The sequence below is a fragment of the Paraburkholderia sp. GAS348 genome, assembly GCF_050434205.1.
GTDB lineage: Bacteria > Pseudomonadota > Gammaproteobacteria > Burkholderiales > Burkholderiaceae > Paraburkholderia.
In genome coordinates this window covers 54,725-78,797 of the sequence record NZ_JBNPVT010000022.1, presented here as the reverse complement: position 1 = coordinate 78,797, position 24,073 = coordinate 54,725, and the positions used below count along the sequence as shown (strand labels likewise).

Annotated in this window: 20 protein-coding genes and 1 pseudogene; 9 read left to right on the top strand and 12 right to left on the bottom strand. The window is 61.5% G+C overall.

All coding sequences use genetic code 11. From position 1 onward, the window contains the following. Positions 1-56 precede the first annotated feature (56 nt). A complete protein-coding gene (locus P3T22_RS27205) occupies positions 57-308 on the bottom strand; it encodes a hypothetical protein (protein WP_063500225.1) in 252 nt (83 codons plus the stop codon). A gap of 329 nt (positions 309-637) precedes the next feature. Continuing rightward, positions 638-820 (bottom strand): hypothetical protein, encoded by a 183-nt coding sequence (locus tag P3T22_RS27200; RefSeq protein ID WP_082855444.1) that lies wholly within the window; start codon positions 818-820, stop codon positions 638-640. 506 nt (positions 821-1,326) lie between these two features. On the opposite strand from P3T22_RS27200, the gene P3T22_RS27195 reads away from it, so the two are divergent. Next, positions 1,327-2,979, top strand: coding sequence for an FAD-dependent oxidoreductase (locus tag P3T22_RS27195; protein WP_429326632.1), 1,653 nt, complete (start codon positions 1,327-1,329; stop codon positions 2,977-2,979). 217 nt (positions 2,980-3,196) lie between these two features. Next, positions 3,197-4,132: a pseudouridine-5'-phosphate glycosidase gene (locus P3T22_RS27190; protein ID WP_429326631.1), complete on the top strand. Its 936-nt coding sequence runs from the start codon at positions 3,197-3,199 to the stop codon at positions 4,130-4,132. Positions 4,133-4,231: 99 nt separating this feature from the next. Here the strand turns inward: P3T22_RS27190 and P3T22_RS27185 are convergent, their stop codons facing one another. The 7 genes from P3T22_RS27185 to P3T22_RS27155 all read right to left on the bottom strand — a co-directional run bounded on the left by P3T22_RS27185 (position 4,232) and on the right by P3T22_RS27155 (position 10,363). Next, on the bottom strand, positions 4,232-5,152 hold the full coding sequence (locus P3T22_RS27185; RefSeq protein WP_429326650.1) for a glyoxalase: 921 nt from the start codon (positions 5,150-5,152) through the stop codon (positions 4,232-4,234). Positions 5,153-5,207: 55 nt separating this feature from the next. Next, positions 5,208-5,615 (bottom strand): DoxX family protein, encoded by a 408-nt coding sequence (locus P3T22_RS27180; RefSeq protein ID WP_429326630.1) that lies wholly within the window; start codon positions 5,613-5,615, stop codon positions 5,208-5,210. 37 nt (positions 5,616-5,652) lie between these two features. Beyond that, positions 5,653-7,545 (bottom strand): amidohydrolase, encoded by a 1,893-nt coding sequence (locus tag P3T22_RS27175; RefSeq protein WP_429326629.1) that lies wholly within the window; start codon positions 7,543-7,545, stop codon positions 5,653-5,655. Next, complete coding sequence (locus P3T22_RS27170) at positions 7,542-7,829, bottom strand: DUF1427 family protein (RefSeq protein ID WP_429326628.1); 288 nt, start codon at positions 7,827-7,829, stop codon at positions 7,542-7,544. Before P3T22_RS27170 ends, P3T22_RS27175 begins: the two co-directional genes overlap by 4 nt. A 315-nt stretch (positions 7,830-8,144) precedes the next feature. Continuing rightward, positions 8,145-8,798: a hydrolase gene (locus P3T22_RS27165; protein ID WP_429326627.1), complete on the bottom strand. Its 654-nt coding sequence runs from the start codon at positions 8,796-8,798 to the stop codon at positions 8,145-8,147. A 378-nt stretch (positions 8,799-9,176) separates the two neighbouring features. Next, positions 9,177-10,115 (bottom strand): LysR substrate-binding domain-containing protein, encoded by a 939-nt coding sequence (locus tag P3T22_RS27160; RefSeq protein ID WP_429326626.1) that lies wholly within the window; start codon positions 10,113-10,115, stop codon positions 9,177-9,179. A gap of 26 nt (positions 10,116-10,141) precedes the next feature. Continuing rightward, positions 10,142-10,363: a hypothetical protein gene (locus tag P3T22_RS27155; protein WP_429326625.1), complete on the bottom strand. Its 222-nt coding sequence runs from the start codon at positions 10,361-10,363 to the stop codon at positions 10,142-10,144. Positions 10,364-10,558: 195 nt separating this feature from the next. Between P3T22_RS27155 and P3T22_RS27150 the strand changes: the two genes are divergently transcribed. After that, positions 10,559-10,825, top strand: a complete 267-nt coding sequence (locus tag P3T22_RS27150; protein ID WP_063500231.1) for a hypothetical protein — start codon at positions 10,559-10,561, stop codon at positions 10,823-10,825. 676 nt (positions 10,826-11,501) lie between these two features. On the opposite strand, the pseudogene P3T22_RS27145 reads toward P3T22_RS27150, so the two are convergent. Continuing rightward, a pseudogene (locus tag P3T22_RS27145) lies at positions 11,502-12,107 on the bottom strand (DUF2242 domain-containing protein); the annotation flags it as partial. Between the two features lie 405 nt (positions 12,108-12,512). Between P3T22_RS27145 and P3T22_RS27140 the strand changes: the two are divergent. Beyond that, positions 12,513-13,202: an oxidoreductase gene (locus P3T22_RS27140; protein WP_429326624.1), complete on the top strand. Its 690-nt coding sequence runs from the start codon at positions 12,513-12,515 to the stop codon at positions 13,200-13,202. 16 nt (positions 13,203-13,218) lie between these two features. Here P3T22_RS27140 and P3T22_RS27135 read toward each other — a convergent pair whose 3' ends face one another. Further along, positions 13,219-13,476, bottom strand: a complete 258-nt coding sequence (locus P3T22_RS27135) for a helix-turn-helix domain-containing protein (protein WP_429326649.1) — start codon at positions 13,474-13,476, stop codon at positions 13,219-13,221. A gap of 47 nt (positions 13,477-13,523) precedes the next feature. Between P3T22_RS27135 and mug the strand changes: the two genes are divergently transcribed. The 5 genes from mug (at position 13,524) to P3T22_RS27110 (ending at position 23,800) form a co-directional block, all read left to right on the top strand. After that, positions 13,524-14,081, top strand: a complete 558-nt coding sequence (gene mug, locus P3T22_RS27130; protein WP_063500233.1) for a G/U mismatch-specific DNA glycosylase — start codon at positions 13,524-13,526, stop codon at positions 14,079-14,081. A gap of 394 nt (positions 14,082-14,475) precedes the next feature. Next, positions 14,476-15,723, top strand: a complete 1,248-nt coding sequence (locus P3T22_RS27125; protein ID WP_429326623.1) for an efflux RND transporter periplasmic adaptor subunit — start codon at positions 14,476-14,478, stop codon at positions 15,721-15,723. A 15-nt stretch (positions 15,724-15,738) separates the two neighbouring features. Then, positions 15,739-18,870: an efflux RND transporter permease subunit gene (locus P3T22_RS27120; RefSeq protein WP_429326622.1), complete on the top strand. Its 3,132-nt coding sequence runs from the start codon at positions 15,739-15,741 to the stop codon at positions 18,868-18,870. Continuing rightward, complete coding sequence (locus P3T22_RS27115; protein WP_429326621.1) at positions 18,867-22,178, top strand: efflux RND transporter permease subunit; 3,312 nt, start codon at positions 18,867-18,869, stop codon at positions 22,176-22,178. The genes P3T22_RS27120 and P3T22_RS27115 overlap by 4 nt, the downstream gene beginning before the upstream one ends. A 2-nt stretch (positions 22,179-22,180) precedes the next feature. After that, positions 22,181-23,800, top strand: a complete 1,620-nt coding sequence (locus P3T22_RS27110; RefSeq protein WP_429326620.1) for an efflux transporter outer membrane subunit — start codon at positions 22,181-22,183, stop codon at positions 23,798-23,800. 1 nt (position 23,801) lies between these two features. Here the strand turns inward: P3T22_RS27110 and P3T22_RS27105 are convergent, their stop codons facing one another. Beyond that, complete coding sequence (locus tag P3T22_RS27105) at positions 23,802-24,032, bottom strand: hypothetical protein (RefSeq protein ID WP_429326619.1); 231 nt, start codon at positions 24,030-24,032, stop codon at positions 23,802-23,804. Between the last annotated feature and the right edge of the window lie 41 nt (positions 24,033-24,073).

Sequence of the window (24,073 nt, the reverse complement as noted above, 5' to 3'; positions counted from 1 at the left end):
GCCGGCTGTGCGCCCTGGATCCGCAGTCGCCGCCTCAGTTGCCGCAAAAGCGCCCCTTATCCGTGCCCTGTCACGAACTTTTTCGTCGCGTGATAGCCGTGTCTTGTTGCATCGGCAACGGCATGGCCAGCCTTCTTCGTACCGTAGCCGACTGCGTGCGCGGCATCGCGCACAGCATGTCCGCTCTTCTTTCCCGCCGTCTTGACATCGCTCTTGAACTCGTGGGCACCTGTAGCCAGGCTCGCATGCGCCAGCGGGCTGAGCACGGCCAGCACGAACAGAATGATCGACATTCTCGTCTTCTTCATCAATCTGATTCTCCAGGTGTGCGCAACGGCATCATGCAGGCCGATAGAGGGAAAGTCCAGGCGCAGTTCCCGGTTGTAGAGCGGCCGCTGCCGGAACGGCAAGCAATATGCGAGAAGCCCCCCGCTCGCAAGTGATTGAAGATCACTTGCGACCGAACTGTTCATTGCAGCGCCGATCTTTCGGTTCTCAACAGTAGGTGCCCCGGTCAGGGCAATGGATTGGAACCGTCTTAAAGACTGCCGTGCCTGTATTCGGCTCGAGCGACACGTTCGTCAACGGTGCCGGTGCCGGTGCCGGTGCCGGTGCCGGTGCCGGTGCCGCAACAAGGTTATCTTCGCCAGCCGTGCCCGTAACCGCCGAAACCGATGCCGACATCAAGGGAAGGCGCTGCGTAGTACGCTGGCGCATAAGCATATCCATAGGCCGGCGCAGGCGCATAGCCGTACGGTGGAGCGACAATGCAGCCTGACAGGCTGGCCGCAAGCGCAACGACACACAAAAGTCTGATCATGTTTCTTCTCCGTGCGCGGATTGTAGATGGCGGACGTATTCTGATTCGCAACGAAGTGTGTCCGAACGTAACCGGTCGGGCACAGACATTTGATCACTGTGGAGCGTTCATCGAACCGGTGCTATCGGCCAGGAGCCGTCATTCGTGTCGTGAGGCGCAAAACGGACCTACTGGAACGCTCCAACCTCGGCCACCTCGGAGGATCGCCTGGCGCTAGCGCCGCGCGTAGACCGCGGAACTGGCTCCCGCGGATAAACAATTCGCATCCGGAGGTCATATACTGGTTACGTCTGCCTGCTGTTTGTAGTGCGGTCGTGGTATTCGTTTGCATAACCGTTCGAGCAGTATCAGCGCGCTCGACGAGGTAAGACTAACGGCGTTGTGCCCGCCTCGCATTCGAACCTTGGGTGGCTGAGCGCTATGCTTGCGCATGTCCTTTTTGTCAGACAGACGACCCGAAAGCTCCTGGACTGAGCTTCACCTCACTTGCCTGTGTGGACAAAGCCATGCTGACAATCGACGACATCCGGGCGATTCCACTGTTCTCAACACTCCCCGACAACGAACTGGAGCATCTCGCGCACACGTGCGCAGACCTCCATCTGTGCGCGGGTGAATTCGCAGTCCACGAAGGTGGAGAGCGCGCGCTGTACGCCGTTCTGGCCGGCAAGATGGAAGTCATCAAGACGTTCGATGGTATCGAGCGCACGCTGGGATGGCGTCTGCCTGGAACCATCTTTGGCGAAGTGCCGCTCGCGCTGAGTTCCCCGTTTCCGGGCGCCTATCGGGCTGCGGAGCCATCGCGTGTCATGCGCGTGGACGCTCAGCATTACTACACACTCGCTGCCGCATCGCCGGAAATTGCGTTGAAGATGGGCGCCCTCGCGCGCGAGCGCATCGGCGGACTGCAGGGCCTCTCCGCCGAGCCGCCCAAACCCCGCGTGACCATGGTTGGCAATCGCTGGGACACCGCTTGTACAGCGTTGCGCCAGTTCCTGGCCCGCAACCAGATCAGTTGCGACTGGATGACGCCCGATGCGTCCGAACTGTCGGCGCGCTGGCCTGGAACCTGTCCGTCAGAAGAGGATTGCCCGGCGTTGCGGCTGGTCGACGGGACGGTGCTTTGCCGACCTGCGACACGCGAACTCGCCGGGTTGCTGGGTCTGCAGACGCAGCCCCGCCTTGCCGAATACGACACGATGATCATTGGTGGCGGCCCGGCCGGTCTCGCTGCGGCAGTGTATGGTGCGTCGGAAGGCTTGCGCACTGTGGTAGTGGAGCGAGAAGCGCCAGGCGGGCAGGCCGGGACTTCCTCGCGCATTGAGAATTACCTCGGCTTTCCCAATGGTGTGTCGGGCGACGAACTCGCGAGCCGTGCACTGCAGCAGGCAAGGCGGCTGGGTGCAGAGATTCTGGTGACACGGTCTGTTACCCGAATCGATGTCGATGGGCGTAACGTTCACCTCGACGGAGGCGACGTCATCCGTGCGCGAACGCTCATTCTTGCGACTGGCGTCACGTGGCGCCGCCTCGCGATCGACGGCTTCGACCGGTTTATCGGTAAAGGAATTTACTACGGCGCGTCGCGCAGCGAAGCGAACGCTACTCACGGACTCGACGTCTATCTGATCGGCGGTGGAAACTCGGCCGGCCAGGCCGCTTTGTACTTTGCCAATCATGCACGCATGATTACGCTCGTCTTGCGAGGCGATTCGCTTGAGAAGAGCATGTCTCGCTATCTGGTCGAGCAGCTTCGCGGAAAGTCGAACGTAGCGGTGCAACTGCGATCGGAAGTTGTCGGCGCATACGGCGATACCCATCTGACAGCGATCGACATACGTGATGGGCTGAGCGCAGAGGTGAGTCGGCACGACTGTGGTGGATTGTTCGTGTTCATTGGCGCCGACGCAGAGACCGAGTGGTTGCCGACGGAAATCGCACGCGATGTGCGCGGATATGTTCTCACCGGCGACGACGTCGTCAAGGCGGGACGCTGGTCCCATAGCCGGGATCCCTACCTCCTCGAATCGAGTGTTCCCGGCGTGTTTGCCTGTGGGGATGTTAGATTGAGCCCGGTCAAGCGGGTCGCTTCAGCGGTCGGTGAAGGCAGCATGGCGATCGCGTTCGCCCACAAATATCTGCAGCACGACGCCAGATAGCATTGAGTGCAACAGTGAGGCGAATGTGTGCTTGCCGTAGTGGTTTTCGATGGATTTTGAACGTCCGCTTCGATGAGTCTGCACCGGGTCGACTGGCCGGCGCTCAACATCCCCTCGACGGCACCTTAATGATAGGCGCCCTCGCGCTGCAGCGCGCGACCCGTGGACCAGCCTTGTGTTGCATACTTAAGCGAATCACATCGCCGGAAACATCGACATGGTTGCGGATCTTGCACACTCGTGGTTGACCTGCAGCGCACCTGTGGCCGCTGCACGGGCCGCCGGGCGCCCGCTCGTGGCGTTGGAATCGACCATCATCGCTCACGGCATGCCCTATCCGGAGAACGTTCGCACCGCGCGCGAAGTGGAGGCCTTGATCCGTGATCTGGGCGCCGAGCCCGCGACTATCGCACTGATCGGCGGGCGAATCCGCATCGGCCTTTCGGACGACGAACTGGAATTGCTCGGCCGCTCGGACCAGGTACACAAGGTCAGCCGCCGCGACTTGCCGGCAGTGCTGGCCGGCGGCGGCCTTGGCGCGACGACAGTGGCCGGCACGATGATATGTGCCGCCCTGGCCGGCATCGAGGTCTTCGTAACCGGAGGCATTGGCGGCGTGCACCGGGGCGCGCCGGAAACCTTCGACATTTCGGCCGACCTGCAGGAACTGGCGAAGACCTCGGTGGCGGTGGTCTGCGCCGGTGCGAAGTCCATCCTGGACATCGGGCTCACGTTGGAATACCTGGAAACGCACGGCGTACCGGTGCTCAGTTGCGAGCAAGACAATTTCGCTGCGTTTTACACGCGCGACAGCGGTTTTCGCGCGGACTTCAGGCTGGACGACGCAGCGCAACAGGCACGCTTCATCCGCACCAAGTGGGACCTGGGCCTCGTGGGCGGCGTGGTATTGAGCACTCCAGTGCCGGAAGCGGCAGCGATGAGGTTCGAAGAGATCGACGCACTCACTCAGCAGGCGCTTGCCGAGGCCGCGGCTAAAGGAATCGCCGGTAAGGCCGTGACACCCTTCCTGCTGGCTCGCATCAAGGCACTGACGAGTGGACGCAGCCTGACGACCAACATCGCGCTCGTGAAACACAATGCCGAGGTGGGGGCAAGGCTCGCGCTGGCGTTGGCACACGCCGGAATCATCTGACCCGAAGGCATCCCAGCGGCGACGTGGCGGCCATTCAAAGAAAACCAGACCGTCCCCGCCTTCTTCCCAGGCGGGGACGGCCGGTACATCTGGCCTGGCTCAGTGCGCGGCCGCGTGAATCTCGGCGATGTAACCGCCCGGGAACTGCACCAGCGCGGCGTCGCGGCCATCCGAGGTGAACGGCTGCACGAGCACGGTCGCGCCGGCCGCCTGCGCTTTCTTCAGCGTCTCGGCGAGATCCGTCACCTCGTAGCCGGTCAACTCGCGCCCGAACGGGTAAGGCAGATGGCCGTCGGTCACGAGGACGGTGATCTTGCCGAAGCCCGATTCGATCCGGACGCGACGATACGTGTCGTCCGGCCGCCCAATCTCGATGCCCGGCGCCTTGCGGTCATCGGACACGACCTTGCCGTGCGAGAACACGACGAAATCGTGGATGAGCGCTTTCGCGCGTTCCGGCGACACATACACGCGATTTTCCGGCACCGTCTCCAGCGGATCGTAGTGCGGCGCCTGCGTGTGCCAGTACAGCTGCATGTGCACACCACCCGGCCACGAAATCAGCGCATCACGCCCGATCGGATCCGGGAACGTCTCCACGTATACATCCGCGCCACGCGCCTTCGCCGACTTCACCGCCGCATCCATGTCGGTCACGAGATAGCCGGTGCGCTCACTGCCGAACGGGTACGGGACCGGCTTCTTGAAACCAAATACGGACAACGTGCCGACCGGCGTGAACACGAGCTGCGATATCGTCTGACTCGGCGTCGGCGTCACCTGGAAGACGCCTTGCTGCGACTTATGGCCGCCAAACGTCGCCACAAAGCTGTCGGTGAACCTGTCGAAGTCCTCGGGCGCGACGTAGACGTGTGTCGTGTCGTACTGCGGCCCTACGGCCAACGAAGGCACCAACACGGGCCTGGCTAGCACCGGGGGTGTGGCTAGCACGAGCGACGAGGCTACGGCGAGCGTGCCCGCGACCAGCGCGGTTACAGCGAGGGAACGGAATTTACGCATGAAATTGAAAAGTACTCTGTTATGCATGATGGTGAAGGTTCCTCTTGGGGTTCAGCTATGCCTTGTCATGGGACTGGTGTACGCCGCTGGCCAGATACGTCACGGCAATAAAGGCGGCAATCAGCCCGAGGTGCTCAAAAAAACCGTTCAATGCGATGAAACGTGCATTGCCAGTCAGACTCCAGAAATTGTTGGCGACCAGCATGGCAACGGCGGTCAGTGCGGACAGCCCGCCTGCGCCGAGCCAGACAAGCCGGTTGAAAACCACGCAGAAGGAGCCGCCCAGTTCGACGACAATCGCCAGCGTCGCCCACAGCGCCCCTGGATGCAGGCCGAAATGCTCCTGCTCCAGAATGGCGTCATGGAAATGCGCGAGCTTGTCGATGCCCCCGATCAGATACGCAGACACGAGGGCTAGCCGCGCCAGCGGCAGCACCCACGACCGTGCCAGCAACGCGGCCACCCACGACGGATTTCCCTGTAGCGCGCCGGTCCTCACGTCAGACCGCCCAGCAGGAGCAGCCGAGCGCGCCCCAGAAGCCATGCAGGTCCGAGGTCGGCGCATTGGCCGTCCACGCGCGGGCATGCGCGTGACCGTGCACACCGCATGCCGTCGCACAACCACACGACGCCGCTGCGACCTGCTGCAGCGCCGCTTCGCCGTTGCCGCTCGCGTTCTTCCACCCGGCGAAACCACCAAAGCGACGCACCGGCGACCAGTCCGGCATCGCGGGCGGCGGTGCGCTGTCGTCGAACGACGCGAATTCGCCCGTGCCGTACACCACCTTGCCACCCACCACGGTCAGCAGCGACGTGGTATCGGCAATCTCGTCCTCGGCGCACGCAAAGAAGTCGCGGTCCGGGACGATCAGGTCTGCAAACTGACCTGCCTCGATGCGGCCTTTCTTGCCCTCCTCGTTCGAGAACCAGGTCACATTTTCGGTCCACATGCGGAGAGCTGTTTCGCGATCAAGGCAGTTCCGCTGCGGATAGATCCGCAGACCACCCACCGTTTTGCCCGTCACCAGCCATGACAGCGATACCCAAGGGTTGTACGACGCGACCCGTGTTGCGTCTGTACCGGACGAAGTCCGGATTCCCTTCTCCAGCATCTTCGCAACCGGCGGCGTGGCCTCGGCTGCCTTCGCACCGTAACGCTCGACAAAGTACTCTCCCTGGTACGCCATCCGGTGCTGCACCGCGACGCCACCACCCAGCGCAGCGACTCGGTCCATCGACTTCTCGGAAATCGTCTCGGCGTGATCGAAGAACCAGTTGATACCGGCAAGCGGCACGTCCCTGTTGACCTTCTCGAACACGTCGAGCGCGCGGCTTATGGTTTCGTCATAGGTCGCATGCATACGCCACGGCCAACGGTTCTCCGCCAGTACGCGCACGACTTCTTCCAGCTCTCCCTCCATCTGCGGGGGCATCTCCGGACGCGCGACACGGAAGTCCTCGAAGTCCGCCGCCGAGAACACCAGCATCTCGCCTGCGCCGTTGTGGCGGAAGTAATCGTCACCCTGCTTGTACTTCGACGTCTTCGTCCAGTTCAGGAAGTCTTCCTTCTCCGCCTTCGGCTTCTGCGTGAACAGGTTGTAGGCGAGACGGATTGTCAGTTGGCCCTCGTCGGACAGTTTCTGGATCACCTCGTAATCGTCCGGATAGTTCTGGGAGCCGCCGCCCGCGTCGATCGCACCGGTCACGCCCAACCGGTTAAGTTCGCGCATGAAGTGGCGTGTCGAATTCACCTGATAGTCGAACGGCAGCTTCGGACCCTTTGCCAGCGTCGCGTACAGGATCGATGCATTCGGCTGCGCGAGCAGCAGGCCGGTCGGATTGCCGGCGCTGTCTCGCACGATCTGTCCTCCCGGAGGCTCCGGCGTGTCCTTCGTGTAGCCGGCCACGCGCAGAGCCGCCGCATTCAGTAGCGCGCGATCGTACAAATGCAGAATGAACACGGGTGTATCGGGCGCAACCGCATTCAGCTCTTCGATCGTGGGCAAGCGTTTCTCGTCGAATTGATGCTCGGTGAATCCCCCCACCACGCGCACCCATTGCGGCGCCGGAGTGACGGCAACCTGCTCGCGCAGCATGTCCATCGCGGTGGCAAGGGAGCGCACGCCATCCCAACGCAGCTCCATGTTGAAGTTCAGTCCGCCGCGAATGATGTGAATGTGGTTGTCGATCAGTCCGGGCAGTACTCTGCGCCCCTTCAGGTCGATCACCCGGGTTGATGACCGTGCGAGCGGCAGGACCTCGATGTCGCTGCCCACCGCAGCAAACTTGCCATCCTTGATCGCAACAGCCGTTGCGGTGGGGTTCGAACGATCCAGCGTCGTAACCCGGCCGTTGTAGAGAATCAGGTCCGGTTGAGTAATGGTAATGCTCATGAGTGTTCCTCCTCGTTGCCAACACGCCCCCGGTCTGCCTGCAACACGGCATGACCCGACCGGGTGCTGGAAAGACGACCGGTTCCGCTCTCCCGATGCGATAGGGCCGGCGGCGTCGAATAACCCAACAACTGCTTCGCGCAAGGAATCGCCTGCTCGCCGATCAACATGCCCAGCAGACCGAGCAATGCGATAAGCGGAGGTGCCGGCGAACGTACATTGATCAGGCTATAGATAATGCCGACCAGGATGCCGGCGCCTAGCGATAACAGATAGAGTTTCATTGGTCCTGCCCTGACGTCGAAGTATCGGATTGAAGCGCGCCAGTCGCTCGAGTTAATTACGCAAAGCAGCGAGATCGACTGGCTGCATCGCCAATCAAAGACCCTGGCAACCTACGACTATTCACAGACAAAAAATCGGATGACTGATTTAGTCACGCGGCGCGGATAATATGACAACTTTATCGTCATCCTAAATATATAATAATCGCCGCTTTGCCAATCGCTGTCACCGGTCAACCTGCACTTCGATTATCGCCGCCGGCTCGACCGGTCGGCGATAATCGACCAAGGCCGAGCGGGCATGAAAAATCTTGTTCAGTGTCCTTCGGAACCGCCGAACATCGTCTTCGCATAGACCAGACCTAGTCCGTAACCGCCGCCATGCGCTACCGAGGTTTTAACTGTTTCATTGTAGGTTTCGGTCCGAGCCCAATCGCGTTGCAGTTCGAGCAAATACTGCAGCGACGTCATCGGGCGTGCACCCTGCTGGACGAGGCGATCTAGCGCGCGCTGATGCGCTTCGTCCGAAACATCGCCGCTCGCATCAGCGATCACGTACACCTCCAAGCCCTGATCAAGCGCCGAAAGCGCCGGCCCGACAACGCAGACGCTGGTCCAGAGACCCGCCATCACGATGCGTGATTTGCCGATTTCGTTGACGCGAGCTGTGATGCGAGGGTCCTCCCAGGTATTCATAGAAGTCCGATCGATCGTCTCCTGGCCAGGAAAGGTCGAGCTGATTTCTTCGAAAATCGGACCGGAGAAGGCCTTTTCGGCGACGGTAGTCAGAATCGTCGACACGCCAAACTCGCGGGCCGCCTTCGCGACCAAGGCGACATTGTTGCGCAGAAGAACCGCATCGATCGACTTCGTCGCGAATGCCATCTGCGACTGATGGTCGATCATGATCAGCGTGTGATCGTTCGGGGACAAAAGGGTCTTTCCGGGCTTCGCTTGTGCTTGAGTCATCTTCAATATTCCAGTCGATTGGGAATGCGCGAAATACATTGGTTGCGCGTTTTTTTGCAATCTCTAGCATGCGTTCGCGTGATGTCACATCCACTTCCGAATTCTCACGATACGCATGAAACAGACGGTGCATGAACGCATGCCGGTGGATGAACTCGACGGTGGTCCGCCTATTCATCAAGCCGCTCATGCGTTGAGGAGAAGTTTGGATGACAGCATCGGTATTAGCCAATTCGAAATACTTGTAAGGCCGATTACTGGCGCTAATCGATCCGACACGTGAAGCGAACCGCATGCTTATCGCGAGATGCGCCCGGCTGGAGGTTCAGAGCCCGGCGCTTTGCAAACGCGCTGCGATCGAATGGACCTAAGCGCTGCCTATCGACCGGAGGTGCGAGGCGCCGTAGCGCGGGTTTGCGCGCAACACGCTTCTTCAGCCGCAAGATCGAGAAAGTCAAGTATCAGCGAACTGCGTTCGTTTGTGCGCGACAACATCTGGACCGTTACGGGCTCGAGGCCGTTGATCTGCCGGTAGTGCAAAGTTTCTGGAAGCGACGAGAATAGATATGTGGTGCCGATCATTGCGCCGAGCCCCTGTTCGATGAGCGTGACGCCAACTTGTGCCTGCGCCGTTTCATAGATGAAGTTCGGCGTGAAGCCAGCTTGCTGGCAGTGAGCAACGATCGAGTCATAAAGCGGCGGGTTGACTGCACGTGCCGAGCCGATCAGTCGCTCCTGCGCAAGATCGCAAAGGTTCAGGCGGTCGACGTTTGCCAGCCGGTGATCGCTGCGCATCAACAAGACCCAGGGTGCTTCGAACAGCGGCTGAACCAGTACGTCGTCGTTGCCTGGTGCAGCGTCGACCAATGCGCCGAAGCCGACGTCGATATGTTTTTTGGTCAGCGCGGTGATCTGCTGCGCCGGGTTCATCTCGTGGCGCTCTATCGTGACGTCCGGATATAGTGCCTGCAGCCGAATGAGCGCAGGCGGAATAAATGGCAGATTCGCGTACTCGACCAAACCGATCGAGATCCTGGATTCTCTATGGCCCGCGGCATCCTGCGCCTCGCGCAACGCGCGCTCAACCTGAGCGAAGATGGCGTCGGCGCTGTTCCGCAGAGCCTCGCCCGAAGCGGTCAGCGTCACGCCGCGCCGGTCGCGGTTCAGTAATTGCGCGCCCACCAGTTCTTCGAGTTTCGCAATCTGCTGGCTAAGCGCAGATTGCGTTATCGACGCGAGGTCGGCCGCCCGGCCGAAATGGAGTTCCCGCGCAAGAATCGAGAAGTAGCGCAGTTGACGCAATTCAATTGCTTTCATGTGGCTCTCGAGTCGAAGGTCCGTTGTCAGTCCAGCAGAGCGCCGCCGTCCACTGCTTGCGAGTATTGGCTAGGTGCGCCACGCCGATGCCGGCTACCGAACGTAGAAAACGAACGAGACACGCCGCGATAGCGGTCCGGGCGCGAGCAGGGCGTGGTGTTGTACTGATCGTGGCCGCGCATCGTGGCGAGCAGATTGTGAAGCGCAAGGCGCTCGAGAAGAAGATGGGCGCTATCGATAACAGTCATTCCCCGCAGGAATGACCCGCGTAATGCCGGACCATGCCAGCCTCAGATTGGGATCTGGGACCTATTGGGTTTACACCTAAAATTGGAATGCACCCTTGTGAACAAGGTGCTTAATGATGAGCGATCGCTTTCCTACACTTGGTATCACCTGCTACGGACAACAGTTCGCAGCAAATCCAAGACTGGAGTTTCATTATGAAATCGCTCATTCAAGCCATTGCAGTTGCCGCGGTACTCGCCGTCCCGACCGTTTCGTTTGCTCAGTCGGACGACAGCGCCCCCATGAACAACCCCGCTGTGTCAGGCTACGGTGGTGTGGCCGATGACACATCGGCGTCGGGTTCACATCATCCGCTTCGCGCACTGGATCATTCGATCCATTCGATGGGACATGCGATCCGTGCGTCGGTTCGCCCCGACCCCAATGACGGTATGAAGCCGATTTACTTTGGTGCACGTTAGGCCCCAACGTTTCCCGGTCGTTGTCGGCCCGCCCGGCGCGCGCGAGCGCTGCCGCCCAGGCCGATCGCGGCGCCACCGGGGCGGCGGCACGGGTAGTCGCAGGCTTCAGCAGTCGTTCGGAACGTGAAGTCGAAGGTCGATTTCTCCATACTAAACCCGGCCCTTCCGACGCGACGGGTCCGCGCAAATTGCGTCACACCGGTATGGAAGTCAGGCCGCGGAGACGCTGGACTACATTTCATTGCCTGACCCTGTCGTGACCGAAATCCGCTCGCAATCTCACGCCATTGAGCGAAATCGCTCGAATCCCTCTTCCAGATCGGCAATGAGGTCCGAGGGGTCTTCAAGACCGCAATTCACATCCGCATGCAAAGTCACGGTGGACTTGTAAAGTCGCCATGAGCTGCATATGTTCATACGTGGGTCACCCTGTCCGTGCGCCGGTGCCAGCCGCTTATGGTCGTGTCATCTTGCGAGAACCCCGATTTCATTTGCGAGCGTCTTACTGGCAATGAGGTGGGTGTCGAACTGACTGTCACTGCGTTCAAGACGCATACTTGGGTGGACGCCGGCCGCAAGAAAACCCGCCTGCCCCGGCTCGGAAGGATACCGGCGACGCTTACTTGGTGCTCGTCGCCTTCTCCGAATCACTGCCTGCCTGGGCTGCCCCGATCGGCGGCACGGCGTCGTTCATCGACGGCAGCGTCTCCTTCGGCGCCGCAGCGGCGTCAACGGAGGCCGGCTGGGCAGAGTCGACCTTCAGGTAATGCTCGACTAGCGCGAAGAAACGCTGATAGAAAACGCCGGCGGGAATCGTCTCGCTCGCAACCTTCACCATCGAGTCATCACTCGAGCCGATCGGCAGCGATAGCGATCCGAACACGCTCAGACCGACGCTCGCCGAGGTGTTGCTCTTCTTCAGCGCATAGCGATCCTGCACCGCGTTCACGTACGCAGTGCTGCTGTTGCTTTTGGGGTCGTCGGTTGTGCAGACCACATGGATTTCGATCACCGCGTGCGAATCGCTGGTAGGCTGGAAATTTTTCGAGCCATCTACCGAATCAGACCTCGTTGAACTGGCGATATATCCTTGGCTGAGCAACGCACGGCGGGCGGCTTCGCAAGCGGGCTCCGCCTTCGCGGTGAACTTGTGCGCATAGGGGCTGTCGCCTGTGGTGAACTGTTCTTGCTGATAGAGCGGCTTCGGCGTCGAGCACGCAGACAGTGCGCTCACTAGCGCAAGCGCGAAAGCCGCGGAGGTAAAGCGGAACTGAGTATGCATGGCTGAATAGGGTGGATCGGCTCGAGCAGTGAAGGGGTCTGATACAAAAAGGTCAGGACGCCCAATGCTCTTGCGCGGCATGAGAGGGACACATCATGCGGGCGATCCGAAAGTGGACGGGCGCGCCTATTATAATTTTCTTTCCCTACAACAACCTTCGACGTTGCCGCGAGCCCAAGTCATGGACTTGCAGGGACATGCATCAACGCACCACCGGCCACCCTCTATCAGCCGAGTTATATACGTGGTATTCGCGTTGAACGCCTTGCTGGTGGATCTCTTCCGCCCTAACCTGAATCTGACATTCAGCCGCCCTTCCAACAGTTTCCTGGACTGGCCATCTCATGCAATCCATACACCGACGAACTCCCGATTCAGGAAGACGAAGGTCCTATTGGAGAAGACATGCACGACAACCTCCTCTCAGTCATCGTTACACGGAAATGGCAGCTTGCCGAGAGTTACCATGCCGTCGAACTTCAAACCAAGTCCGGATCGGAGCTTCCGTCGTTTGACGATGGATCTTGCGTCACACTTTTTCTCGACAACGTCATCGGCAAGGAGAGAATATATCCCCTGTGCTGTTTTACGTCCCGGCCGCGTGCTTATGTAATCGCTGTGAGACAGGATGATGGCGAAACGGACACAGAAACAGCAGGCATCTCATTGAATCAAGGAGACGAGGCGCTTATCGTAACACCACGGAGTCCTACAGTTATTTTAGACGGTCGCACACAATCGATACTTTTTGCTGGCGGTGTTGGCGCTGCATCGATCGCGGGAATCGCGAAACGGCTTGCACTGGCAGGTCAAAAATTCGAGCTGCACAACTTCGCTCGATCGCCTGAACGTGCAGTCTTTCGGCAAGAACTTGACGCGCTTAAAAGCGAAGGCAGGGTCCATCACCATTTTGGCCTCGATGCAGACCGATTGGAGCAGGCAACTTCTCACGCGATGAGCCCAGCACATGCGAACACGCAGATCTACTGCAGTGGTCCCCCAGCATTTATGGATCTCATCGAGCGCAAAGCTCGCGACTGGGTGTATCCGGCTAATATCTACAAAATTCTCCTGGGTGACGGAAAAAATTCATAGTCGCGTCTTTTCCACGCTACTCGGCGATCGACGTCCGGTCTAAGGGATGGAAGCGCGCCTGGTCAACTCGGCAGTTCGAGCCGACTCGGGAGTTCCCAAGGCCGGTCGGACGGCAGCAAACTTTCCTATTCAAACAAGGGTCTCTTCTGGCAGGCAACCTACGACGAAGTTCGCGAGCCTGAACCATACGGGTCACATAGACAGCCGAGGTATGCAGAACTTCGGCGGCTCTCGTGAAGCTGGTCGTTTCGACCACCTTCACATACACCTTCATTGCGGTAATCTTGTCCATGCCCCTCCCAATGAAGGCTTATCCAATCCGTGACCCACTCCGATTCACTTCAAGGTCTTCCCGATATCCTTGAACCGGGTTTATCAGTGGTATTTTGCGGCATAAATCCAGGCGTCCTTGCGGCGTCGACTGGCCGCCATTTTGCCGGCAGAGGCAATCGGTTCTGGCGGACCGTTCATCTGGCGGGTTTTACTCCCGAACAGATTTGTCCTGAGGACGATCGCACTCTTCTCCAATATGGTTGTGGCCTGACAACCGTGATCTCGCGTCCAACCGCACGAGCAGACGAACTGTCGCAATCGGAGTTCAAAGCGGCCGCAACGGAATTCGAGCGAAAGGTTGAACGATATGCGCCGCAATGTGTTGCCTTCCTTGGAAAGATGGCGCTCTCCGCCATGTCGGGCAATCGCGACATCCACTGGGGCCCACAACCGACAGCGTTCGGCGGCGCCCGTGCATGGGTGTTGCCAAATCCAAGCGGCCTGAACCGGACATTCAGCCTCGACGCGCTGGTGACCGCCTACCGGGAACTTCGTCTTGCAGTCGCGCCGGCTGATTCGGCCCTTCGCGATATTCCACGTCGGTGAGTTTGCCGGATGGCCCATAATCCTTCATACCCTTAATGTCGGACGCGATGTGAAATGGGAGGTTACGAGGCTCGAATAATTTCAATAAGCTTTCAGTGCGCATCCCCGCTCACCGTGACCGCTGCCCAACGCCCTCCACGCTCAACCGTCCGTTGGCGCAGGCTGTGGGCCGAAAGAAACCCGACGGAGCCGTTCGGACCCCGACATGTTTCATTCTGGTAACGCAAGCCTTGCGCGCCCCGGGTACATTGATGCCATGCCTCGCCCCGATCGTTGACCACCGGCTTCCACCAAGGCGAGTATGAGCAACGCACGGTCTGTCAGCGGGGCCCTCGCGGCAGCCGGCGACGCCCCGTCCGATCATCAACGGCAGTATCTGTTTTCGGAGAAACGTATGAGCGACGCCGTGTCCAGGCAACCCAAGCGCTCCCGACGCGGGCTCATTCTGTTTGCAGTTATCGTGCTGGCGCTGATCGCGCTTGTCGTTGTCCACCTGTTGACCCAGAAGAAGCCCACGCGCGAGGCCGCACCCATCGTCGTCACCGTGGCGCGCGTCACGCTCGGTTCGATGCCAGTGACGTTGAGCGAACTCGGCACGGTCACGCCGACCGCCACCGTGACCGTGCTGCCGCAGCTAAGCGGCTACCTCACGGCCGTCGGCTATCACGAAGGCGAGGAAGTACAGAAAGGCCAGTTCCTCGCCCAAATCGATCCGCGCCAGTATCAGATCAGCAAGCAACAGGCTCAGGCGACGCTCGCCAAAGACCGGGCGTCACTTGCCCAGGCACGTGCCGATCTTGCCCGCTACACGCAGTTGAACGAGCGCAAGTCGATCGCCCAGCAGACCTTCGCGGATCAGCAATTCCTCGTGCAGCAAGACGAGGCTGCGGTCCAGTCCGATCTCGCCAACATCGCCCAGTTCGACCTCGACCTGACCTATTGCCGCATCACCGCGCCGGTCTCCGGCAAAGTCGGCCTGCGCCTGGTCGACCCGGGCAACTACGTGACGGCCTCATCGTCGACAGGGATCGTCGTCATCACCACCATCAAGCCGACCACCGTGCAGTTCACGGTGCCGCAGGACGCGCTGGCCTCCATCGTGCAGCGCCTGAATGGCGGCGCGACCTTGCCGGTCACCGCCTATTCCAGCGACAACGCGCGCGAGGTTGCCACAGGAACGCTTTACGCCGTCAGCAACCAGATGGCCACGGCGACCGGCACCGTCACCTTGCGCGCCACATTCGCCAACGAGGACGAAGCGCTGTTCCCCAACGAGTTCGTCAACGTCAAGTTGCTGGTCGACACGCTGCAGAATGCCGTGCTGGTGCCAACCCCCGCCGTGCAAACCGGCGCGCCGGGCGACTTCGTCTATCTGGTCAACGCGGACAATACGGTCTCCGTGCACAAGGTCAAGCTCGGCCCGAGCGACGGCAAGAACACGGTCATCCTGTCCGGCCTCTCCCAAGGCAACCAGGTGGTCACGGACGGCACAGACCGCCTGAACGACGGCGCCAAAATCGAGGCGGCCAGGCCGAAGCCCACAGCGGTCAATCCGGCGGCCAGCGGCGCCGCCGTGGCGCCTGCCGCCTCCAAACCCGCTGCTGCGTCCGCGGCGGCGTCGGCCAATGCTGCTTCGTCGTAGCAGGCTCACGCGCCGATGAATATTTCCCGTCTGTTTATTCTTCGACCAGTAGCCACGGTGCTGCTGATGATCGCCCTCGTGCTGATTGGCCTCGTCGCCATGCGCGTGCTGCCGGTTTCATCGCTGCCCAGCGTCGACTATCCGACCATCCAGGTGCAGACGTTCTATCCGGGCGCGAGCCCGGACGTGATGGCCACCACGGTCACGGCGCCGCTCGAAGTGCAGTTGGGCGAGATCCCCGGCTTGCAACAGATGACGTCGTATAGCTCGGACGGCGCATCGGTCATCACGCTGCAGTTCGATCTGTCGCTGAACCTCGACATCGCCGAGCAGAACGTCCAGCAGGCCATCAACGCCTCCAACAGCTACCTGCCGTCCGGCCTGCCGGCGCCGCCGACGTATGCAAAGGTCAATCCGGCCGACCAGCCGATCCTGACGCTCGCGGTCACGTCGAAGTCGATGTCGCTGACCCAGCTTGAGGACATCGCCAACAACCGCCTCGGCACCAAGATTTCCGAAGTGTCGGGCGTGGGCGTGGTCACGACGAGCGGCGGCAATGTGCCGGCCATTCGCGTCGAAGCGGACCCGCACAAGCTGGCCGCCTACGGCCTGAACATCGACGATCTGCGCACGCTGCTCAGCTATGTCAACGTCAGCCAGCCGAAGGGCAATTTCGATGGCCCGGACCTCGATTACACGATCAACGGCAACGATCAGATCACCGATCCGAAGGACTATCTGGACACGGTGATCGCCTACCAGAACGGCGCCCCGGTGTTCATGCGCGACGTCGCGCGGGTCAGTCAGGCTGCTCAGGACGTCGAGCGCGGCGCCTGGTACAACGGCTCACCGGCCATCGTGCTCAACGTGCAGCGGCAACCGGGCGCGAACGTGATCGCGACCGTCAACCAGATCATGAAGCAACTGCCGCAGCTCGAATCCACGCTGCCGGCCGGCATGAAAGTGACGGTAGTGTCGGACACCACGGGCGTGATCCGCTCGTCGGTCTCAGACGCGGCATTCGAACTGATTCTCGCCATCGTGCTGGTGGTCGCGGTGATCTTCGTATTCCTGCGCAACGTGCCCGCCACGCTCATTCCGAGCATCTCGGTGCCGGTTTCGCTGATCGGCACCCTTGCTGTGATGTACCAGTTGAACTACTCGATCGACAACCTCTCGCTGATGGCGCTCATCATCGCCACCGGCTTCGTGGTCGACGACTCGATCGTGATGATCGAGAACATCGTGCGTTATCTGGAGGAAGGCAAGACACCGCTCGAAGCCGCGCTGGAAGGCGCGGGCCAGATCGGCTTCACGATTCTGTCGCTGACCATCTCGCTGATTGCCGTGCTGATTCCGCTGCTTTTCATGGGTGGCGTGATCGGCCGTCTGTTCAGCGAATTCGCGGTGACGCTGGCCGTCACCATCGTGATCTCCGCAATCGTGTCGCTGACCGTGGTGCCGATGCTCTGTGCGCGCATGTTGCGCGCGCAGGCCGACCGTCATCCGAGTCGCTTCGAGCGCATCAGCGAGGGCCTGTTCGACAAAACGCTCGGCGCCTATGAGCGCGGACTGCGCTGGGTGCTGGATCACCAGGTACTAACGCTCGTGGTGGCCGTCGGCACGGTCGTGCTGACCGGCATCCTGTACGTGGTGATTCCGAAGGGCCTCTTTCCGGTGCAGGACGTCGGCGTGATCGAGGGGATTAGCGTAGCCGACAACTCGGTGTCGTACGCCGCGATGGTGAATCGCCAGGGCGCGCTCGCCGATGCGATCCTGAAAGATCCGGATGTCACTTCGCTGACCTCCTACGTGGGTATCGACGGCACGAACTCGACGCTGAACAATGGCCGCTTCCTGATCAATCTTCGCGACCGCGACAAGCGTTCCGACACGGCGCAAGAGGTTGCCCGGCGTCTGCAACAGGAAGTCGCCAATGTGCCGGGCGTCAGGCTCTACATGCAGCCCGAGCAGGATCTGACGCTCGACACGACAGTCTCGCCGAACCAGTACAGCTTCGTGCTGCGCGGACCGAGCCAGCAGGCGTTCCAGAAGTACGTGCCGGAACTGGTAGCGAAGCTGAAGCAGATTCCGTCGCTTGCCGACGTGCAAAGCGACATGAATACCGACGGCCTCAGCGTGAACATCGAGGTTAACCGGCAACTGGCGGCGCGCTTCGGCATTACGCCCGCGACGATCGACAACGCGCTGTACGACGCGCTCGGCCAGCGCATTGTCTCGACCATCTTCGAGCAGTCGAACCAGTACCGCGTGATTCTCGTCGCCAAACCGGAAGCGTTGCCGAATGTGCAGTCGATCGGCAATCTGTATCTGCCGAGTCAGACCAGCAGCACGGGCCAGGTGCCGCTATCGGGCATCGCGAAGATCCAGATCACGAAGTCGCCGCTCGTGATCAGCCATCTCGCGCAGTTCCCATCGGTCACCATCTCGTTCAATCTCGCGAAGGATGCGTCGCTGAGCACGGCGGTCAAAGCCATCCATCAGGCCGAACAGTCGGTGAATCTGCCGCCGTCGATCACCTCGTCGCTGCAGGGCGCGGCCCAGGCATTCGAAGATTCGCTGTCGAGCGAAGTCTATCTGCTGATCGCGGCGCTGGTGGCGGTGTATATCGTGCTCGGCGTGCTCTATGAGAGTTTCATCCACCCGGTAACGATTCTCTCCACCCTGCCCTCGGCGGGTATCGGCGCGCTGCTCGCGCTGATGATCGCCGGCAGCGACCTGGATGTGATCGGCATTATCGGTATCGTGCTGCTCATCGGTATCGTCAAGAAGAACGCCATCATGATGGTGGACTTCGCGCTGGACGCCGAGCGCAATCACGGCAAGCCGCCGCGCGAGGCGATCTTCGAAGCGTCGCTCTTGCGTTTCCGCCCGATCCTGATGACCACCCTCGCCGCCATGCTCGGCGCGCTGCCGATGCTGCTCGGCAGCGGCACGGGTTCGGAATTGCGCCGGCCGCTGGGTCTCGCGATCATCGGCGGTCTGACGCTGAGCCAGGTGCTGACGCTCTTCACCACGCCCGTGATCTATCTGTTCTTCGACAGAATGGCCGAGCGTACGAGACGCTGGCGCAACCGCAATAAACCGGAGAGTTCGCCTCCTGGCAGTGCGGAGGAAACGCCGTGAACATCTCGGCGTTATTCATCCGGCGGCCTGTCGCGACCACGCTTCTGGCCGTCGCGATCCTGATCTCCGGGGCGCTCGCCTACTTCCGGCTGCCGGTTGCGCCGTTGCCGAACATCGCCTTTCCGGTCATCGTGGTGCAGGCGAACATGGCCGGCGCGAGCCCGGACATCATGGGGACCACGGTGGCCGAGCCGCTCGAGCGGCGGCTCGCCACCATTGCCGACGTTGAAGAACTGACTTCGATCAGCTCCGTCGGCTCGTCAGTGATCGTGGTCGAGTTCGGCCTGAAGCGCGACATCAACGGCGCCGCGCGCGACGTCGAAGCAGCCATCCAGGCAGCGCGCGCCGACTTGCCGACCACGCTGCGCAGCAACCCGAGCTATCGCCAGTACAACCCGGCGGATGCGCCGATCATGGTGCTCTCGCTGACGTCGGACACGCTCACCAAGGCACAGCTCTACGACTCCGCGGACTCGGTGATCCAGCAGCAACTCTCGCAAGTCCAGGGGGTGGGCCAGATCACGCTTGGCGGCGGCGCATTGCCTTCGGTACGTGTGGAATTGCAGCCGGGTAAGCTGAACAGCTACGGCATCGGGCTGGAAGACGTGCGCGCGGCGATCAGCGCCGCCAACGCCGACAGCGCGAAGGGCCATCTCGACGAGGGCGAGCAGCGCTATGTGGTCACCTCCAACGACCAGATCACGCATGCCGCGCCGTATCGCGACCTGGTGGTCGCCTACCGCAACGGCGCGCCGGTCCAGTTGCGCGACGTGGCCGAGGTCAAGGATTCGAACGAAAACATCCGCAATGCCGGCCTCTTCAACGGCAAGTCCGCCATCCTCGTTATCGTGTATCCGATGCCCGGCAGCAATGTCGTGAGCACCGTCGCGCAGATCCGCCAGGTCCTGCCGTCAATCGAGGCGACACTGCCGAGCAGCGTGCATGTGGGCATCGCGATCGACCGCTCGGAGTCGGTCAGAGCGTCGGTGGGCGACACCGAGCGCACGCTGTTCATCGCCGTGCTGCTGGTGGTGGGCGTCGTGTTCATTTTCCTGCAGTCGCCGCGCGCCACGCTGGTGCCGGCCGTCGCGCTGCCGCTGTCGATCGTGGGCACCTTCGGGCCGATGTACCTGCTCGGCTACAGCATCGACAACCTTTCGCTGATGGCGCTCACCATCGGTACCGGCTTCGTGGTCGACGACGCGGTGGTGGTGCTGGAAAACATCGTGCGTCATATGGAGTTGGGGCTCAGTCCGAAAGAGGCCGCCTTGAAAGGCAGCGGCGAGGTGGGGTTCACAGTGATCTCGATGAGCCTGTCGCTGATCGCGGTGTTTCTCCCGATCATGCTGATGCCGGGTGTGGTCGGCCTGCTGTTCCATGAGTTCGCGGTCACGCTGTCCATCGCCATCCTGATCTCGCTGGTGATTTCGCTGACAGTCACGCCGGCCATGTGCGCCTACGTGCTGAGCCGCGACAACGCAGGGCATTCGAAAGCGCGTTGGGCGATGTGGGTCGAAAAGCAGTTCGATCGCTTCAAGAATGCCTACGCGCACTCGCTTACGGCTGTACTGGACCACGCGCTGCTGGTCATCCTGCTGTTGATTGGTCTGCTGGTGGGCAACGTGTTCCTGTTCAAGCTGGTGCCGGCCACCTTCTTTCCCGAGCAGGACACGGGCATTCTGATTGGACAGATCATCGCCGACCAGAGCATCTCTTTTCCGGCGATGCAAAAGAAGCTCACGCAATTGCAGGAGATCGTGCAGAAGGATCCAGCAGTGGCCTCGGTAGCGGGCTTTACGGGCGGCCGCGCGCTCAATACCGCCAACGTGTTTATCGAACTCAAGCCGCTGGCGCAACGCCACGCCACGGCCACCGACGTCGTGAACCGCCTGCGGCCCAAGCTCAATGCGGTCTCGGGCGCCCGGCTCTTTATCCAGGCACAGCAGGATCTGCGAATCGGCGGACGGCAATCCGCTGCCGAGTATCAGTACACGCTCACCAGCGACGATTCCGCCGCGCTGTTCAAGTGGACACCGCTACTCGTCGCCGCGCTCGGCAAGGAGCACGCGCAGTTGCTCGACGTGAACTCGGACTTGCAGCAAAACGGTCTCCAGACCTACGTCACCATCAATCGCTCGACGGCGGCGCGCTACGGCTTTGCGCCGAACCAGGTCGACAACGTGCTGTATGACGCGTTCGGCCAACGCACGGTGTCGACCATCTACAACCCGCTCAATCAGTATTTCGTGGTGATGGAGGTGGCGCCGGATTATTGGCAATACCCGCTAACGCTCAAACAGATTTACCTGAGCAGGGCGTCGGGCAACGCTACCGGCACGGCGGCCACGCAGATGCCGGGTGCCACGGTGTCGGGCGTGACCGTGGCGACCGAAGCAAGTGCGACCACGAACGCACTCAACTCGAACGCCCAAGCCAACGCGACCACCAACAGCATTGCCAATAGCAAGGGCGGCAGTTCGACCGGCAGTGCGGACAGCACGTCGGCGGAAACCATGGTGCCGCTGGCGGCGCTGGCTTCGTTCTCGAACAGCCATACGTCAACGCAGGTGAACCACCAGAGCGGCCTCGTGGCCGCGACGATTTCGTTCAACCTGCCAGCGGGCGGTTCGTTGAGCAAGGTGGGCGTGGCGATCAACAACACGATCCGCGAGATCGGCATGCCCGCCAGCATCCACGGATCGTTTGCCGGCGCCGCGGCGGCCTACTCGCAGTCCATGGGTACGGTGCCGCTGCTGATCCTGGCGGCGCTCGGCGTGGTGTATATCGTGCTCGGCGTGTTGTACGAAAGCTCGATCCACCCGCTGACCATCCTGTCGACGCTGCCGTCCGCGGGCATCGGTGCGACGCTGGCATTGCTGATTTTCGGCACACCGTTCTCGGTGATCGCGTTGATCGGCATCATCCTGCTGATCGGTATCGTCAAGAAGAACGGCATCATGATGGTCGACGTCGCGATCCACTTGCAGCGCAGCGAAGGCATGCCGGCGAAGGACGCGATTCACTCGGCCGCCGTGGTCCGTCTGCGGCCGATCATGATGACCACATTCGCCGCCGTGCTCGGCGCGGTGCCGCTGGCCATCGGCATTGGCCAGGGCGCGTCGCTGCGCCAACCGCTCGGTATCACGGTGATGGGCGGCCTGATCCTGAGTCAGGTCTTTACCTTGTACACAACGCCGGTGATCTACCTCTACCTCGACCGCTTGCGTTTCAAGCTGGTTAGATGGTCTGCAAACCTGCCATGGAATCGCGACGCGCAGCGACCCGGACAACCGGATACGAGGGCATGACGATGAAGATTTCCCGTAACCGCTTTGGGACGCTAAGTGAGCCACCTGGCGGATCGCTTAGTGGCCCGCTCAGTGGCCCACTCAGTGGCCCACTTAACCGCGTTGGCCGCCCTGGCCGCGTTGGCCGCGTTGGCCGCCCTGGCCCGCTTCGACAGCTGGTCGTCGCGACGCTAGCCCTGCTGGCTAGCGGCTGCACGGTCGGCCCGGACTACCACCGGCCGCAAGTCAACGTGCCTGCCACCTACTCGGAGTTGCCGGGCTGGACGCAAGCCGAGCCCGCGGCGGAGAAACCGAAAGGCGACTGGTGGACGGCATTCAACGATCCGCTGATCGACCAGCTCGAACCGCTGGTGTCGGTATCGAACCAGACCGTGCGCGCGAGCTACGCAAACTATCAGGAAGCGCTGGCGGAAGTGCGGGCGGCGCATGCCAGCCTGTTTCCGACCATCGGCGCAACCGGTTCGGCCACCAGGGCGCGTGCCGCGAGCGGCAATGCGGCCAGAGTGGTCAACTCGGGCTCGCTGGAAGGCGACATCAGCTGGGCGCCTGACCTGTGGGGCCTGGTGCGGCGCACGATCGAAGAAAACGCCGCGACGGCGCAATCGAGCGAAGCGACGCTCGCCAATGCAACGCTCTCCGAGCAGGTGGCGCTGGCCACGGCGATCATCGAACTGCGCACCAGCGACGCCAATATCGACCTCCTGCAAAGGACGGTCGTGGCCTACCAGCACTATCTGGACGTCGTGTCCGACCAGGATCAGGCGGGCACCATCCCGCCGTCCGACGTGATCACTGCCCGCACCCAGCTCGAGACGGCGCAGTCCAATCTGATCGCGCTCGGCGTGGCGCGCGCTCACGACTCGCACGCGATCGCCGTGTTGGTGGGCAAGAATCCGGAAGAGCTGTCGATTACGCACAGCACCGCGATGCCGACGCTGCCGAGCGTGCCCGTCGGCGTGCCATCGACGCTGCTCGAACGCCGGCCCGACATCGCCGCCGCAGAACGCAAAATGGCTGCCCAAAACGCGGCGATCGGCGTGGCGGTGTCGGCTTATTACCCGGCGGTTTCCCTCTCCGGGCTGGCCGGCTTCACGCAGTCGCCGTTGTCCGGTTTGCTGAACGTGGCCAACTACGTCTGGTCGCTGGGCGGCAGCGCCACCGAAACGCTTTTCGACGGCGGCTTGCGCAGCGCCGACGTCGACGCGGCGAAAGCCGCCTACGACGCGGCCGTCGCCAACTACCGTGGCACGGTGCTGGCAGCGTTCCAGAACGTTGAAGACGACTTGAGCGGGTTGCGAATCCTGGCCGAGCAATCGGTCGTCCTGGACACGGCCGTGCGAGACGCAACCCGTGGCGCCGAGATCGCTTTCAACGAATATCAAGCCGGTACGGTGGACTACACGACGGTGGCCACCGCGCAGGCCACACAGTTGAGCACTCAGCAGACCGCGCTGAATGTTCAGGAGACGCGCCTGCTGGACGCGGCGTCGCTATTCGGCGATCTGGGCGGCGGCTGGTCGGCGGACGCGCTGCATGATCCGCGGCATCCGGAGAGGCAGCAGGCAGCGCCTGCGCAGACGGGGAACGCAGCTGCGGGGACTGTTGACGCGAAGGTGCAGTAATTCACGGCATCTCCAATGCCAGATGTTCCGGACAGAGCGACTCCAGGAAATCACGTGCGCCGAAGGCCTCGCCGGCGCTGAAGACACCCGCCCCGTGGACCTGCCCACTGACGACACGTATGGCCGCTTCAACCACCATGGGCGCTCTGATTGCGTAGATATCCTGACCGCTTGCCGACAAGCGACGTGCGTTGCCTCCCGAGCGCACGACCGCCTCGATCACCTCGACCACCTCGACCACCTCGACCAGGACGGTTTGTGAGGAGCGTCCGC

Coding starts and splice junctions, on each gene's coding strand:
- P3T22_RS27175 (WP_429326629.1), bottom strand. CDS start 7,545: ATGAGCATTACCATTACTCAACCGGACCTGATTCTCTACAACGGCCGG.
- P3T22_RS27120 (WP_429326622.1), top strand. CDS start 15,739: ATGAATATTTCCCGTCTGTTTATTCTTCGACCAGTAGCCACGGTGCTG.
- P3T22_RS27135 (WP_429326649.1), bottom strand. CDS start 13,476: ATGAAGGTGTATGTGAAGGTGGTCGAAACGACCAGCTTCACGAGAGCC.
- P3T22_RS27170 (WP_429326628.1), bottom strand. CDS start 7,829: ATGAAACTCTATCTGTTATCGCTAGGCGCCGGCATCCTGGTCGGCATT.
- P3T22_RS27160 (WP_429326626.1), bottom strand. CDS start 10,115: ATGAAAGCAATTGAATTGCGTCAACTGCGCTACTTCTCGATTCTTGCG.
- P3T22_RS27195 (WP_429326632.1), top strand. CDS start 1,327: ATGCTGACAATCGACGACATCCGGGCGATTCCACTGTTCTCAACACTC.
- P3T22_RS27150 (WP_063500231.1), top strand. CDS start 10,559: ATGAAATCGCTCATTCAAGCCATTGCAGTTGCCGCGGTACTCGCCGTC.
- P3T22_RS27110 (WP_429326620.1), top strand. CDS start 22,181: ATGAAGATTTCCCGTAACCGCTTTGGGACGCTAAGTGAGCCACCTGGC.
- P3T22_RS27125 (WP_429326623.1), top strand. CDS start 14,476: ATGAGCGACGCCGTGTCCAGGCAACCCAAGCGCTCCCGACGCGGGCTC.
- P3T22_RS27190 (WP_429326631.1), top strand. CDS start 3,197: ATGGTTGCGGATCTTGCACACTCGTGGTTGACCTGCAGCGCACCTGTG.
- P3T22_RS27165 (WP_429326627.1), bottom strand. CDS start 8,798: ATGACTCAAGCACAAGCGAAGCCCGGAAAGACCCTTTTGTCCCCGAAC.
- P3T22_RS27185 (WP_429326650.1), bottom strand. CDS start 5,152: ATGCGTAAATTCCGTTCCCTCGCTGTAACCGCGCTGGTCGCGGGCACG.
- P3T22_RS27200 (WP_082855444.1), bottom strand. CDS start 820: ATGATCAGACTTTTGTGTGTCGTTGCGCTTGCGGCCAGCCTGTCAGGC.
- P3T22_RS27205 (WP_063500225.1), bottom strand. CDS start 308: ATGAAGAAGACGAGAATGTCGATCATTCTGTTCGTGCTGGCCGTGCTC.
- P3T22_RS27140 (WP_429326624.1), top strand. CDS start 12,513: ATGCACGACAACCTCCTCTCAGTCATCGTTACACGGAAATGGCAGCTT.
- P3T22_RS27155 (WP_429326625.1), bottom strand. CDS start 10,363: ATGACTGTTATCGATAGCGCCCATCTTCTTCTCGAGCGCCTTGCGCTT.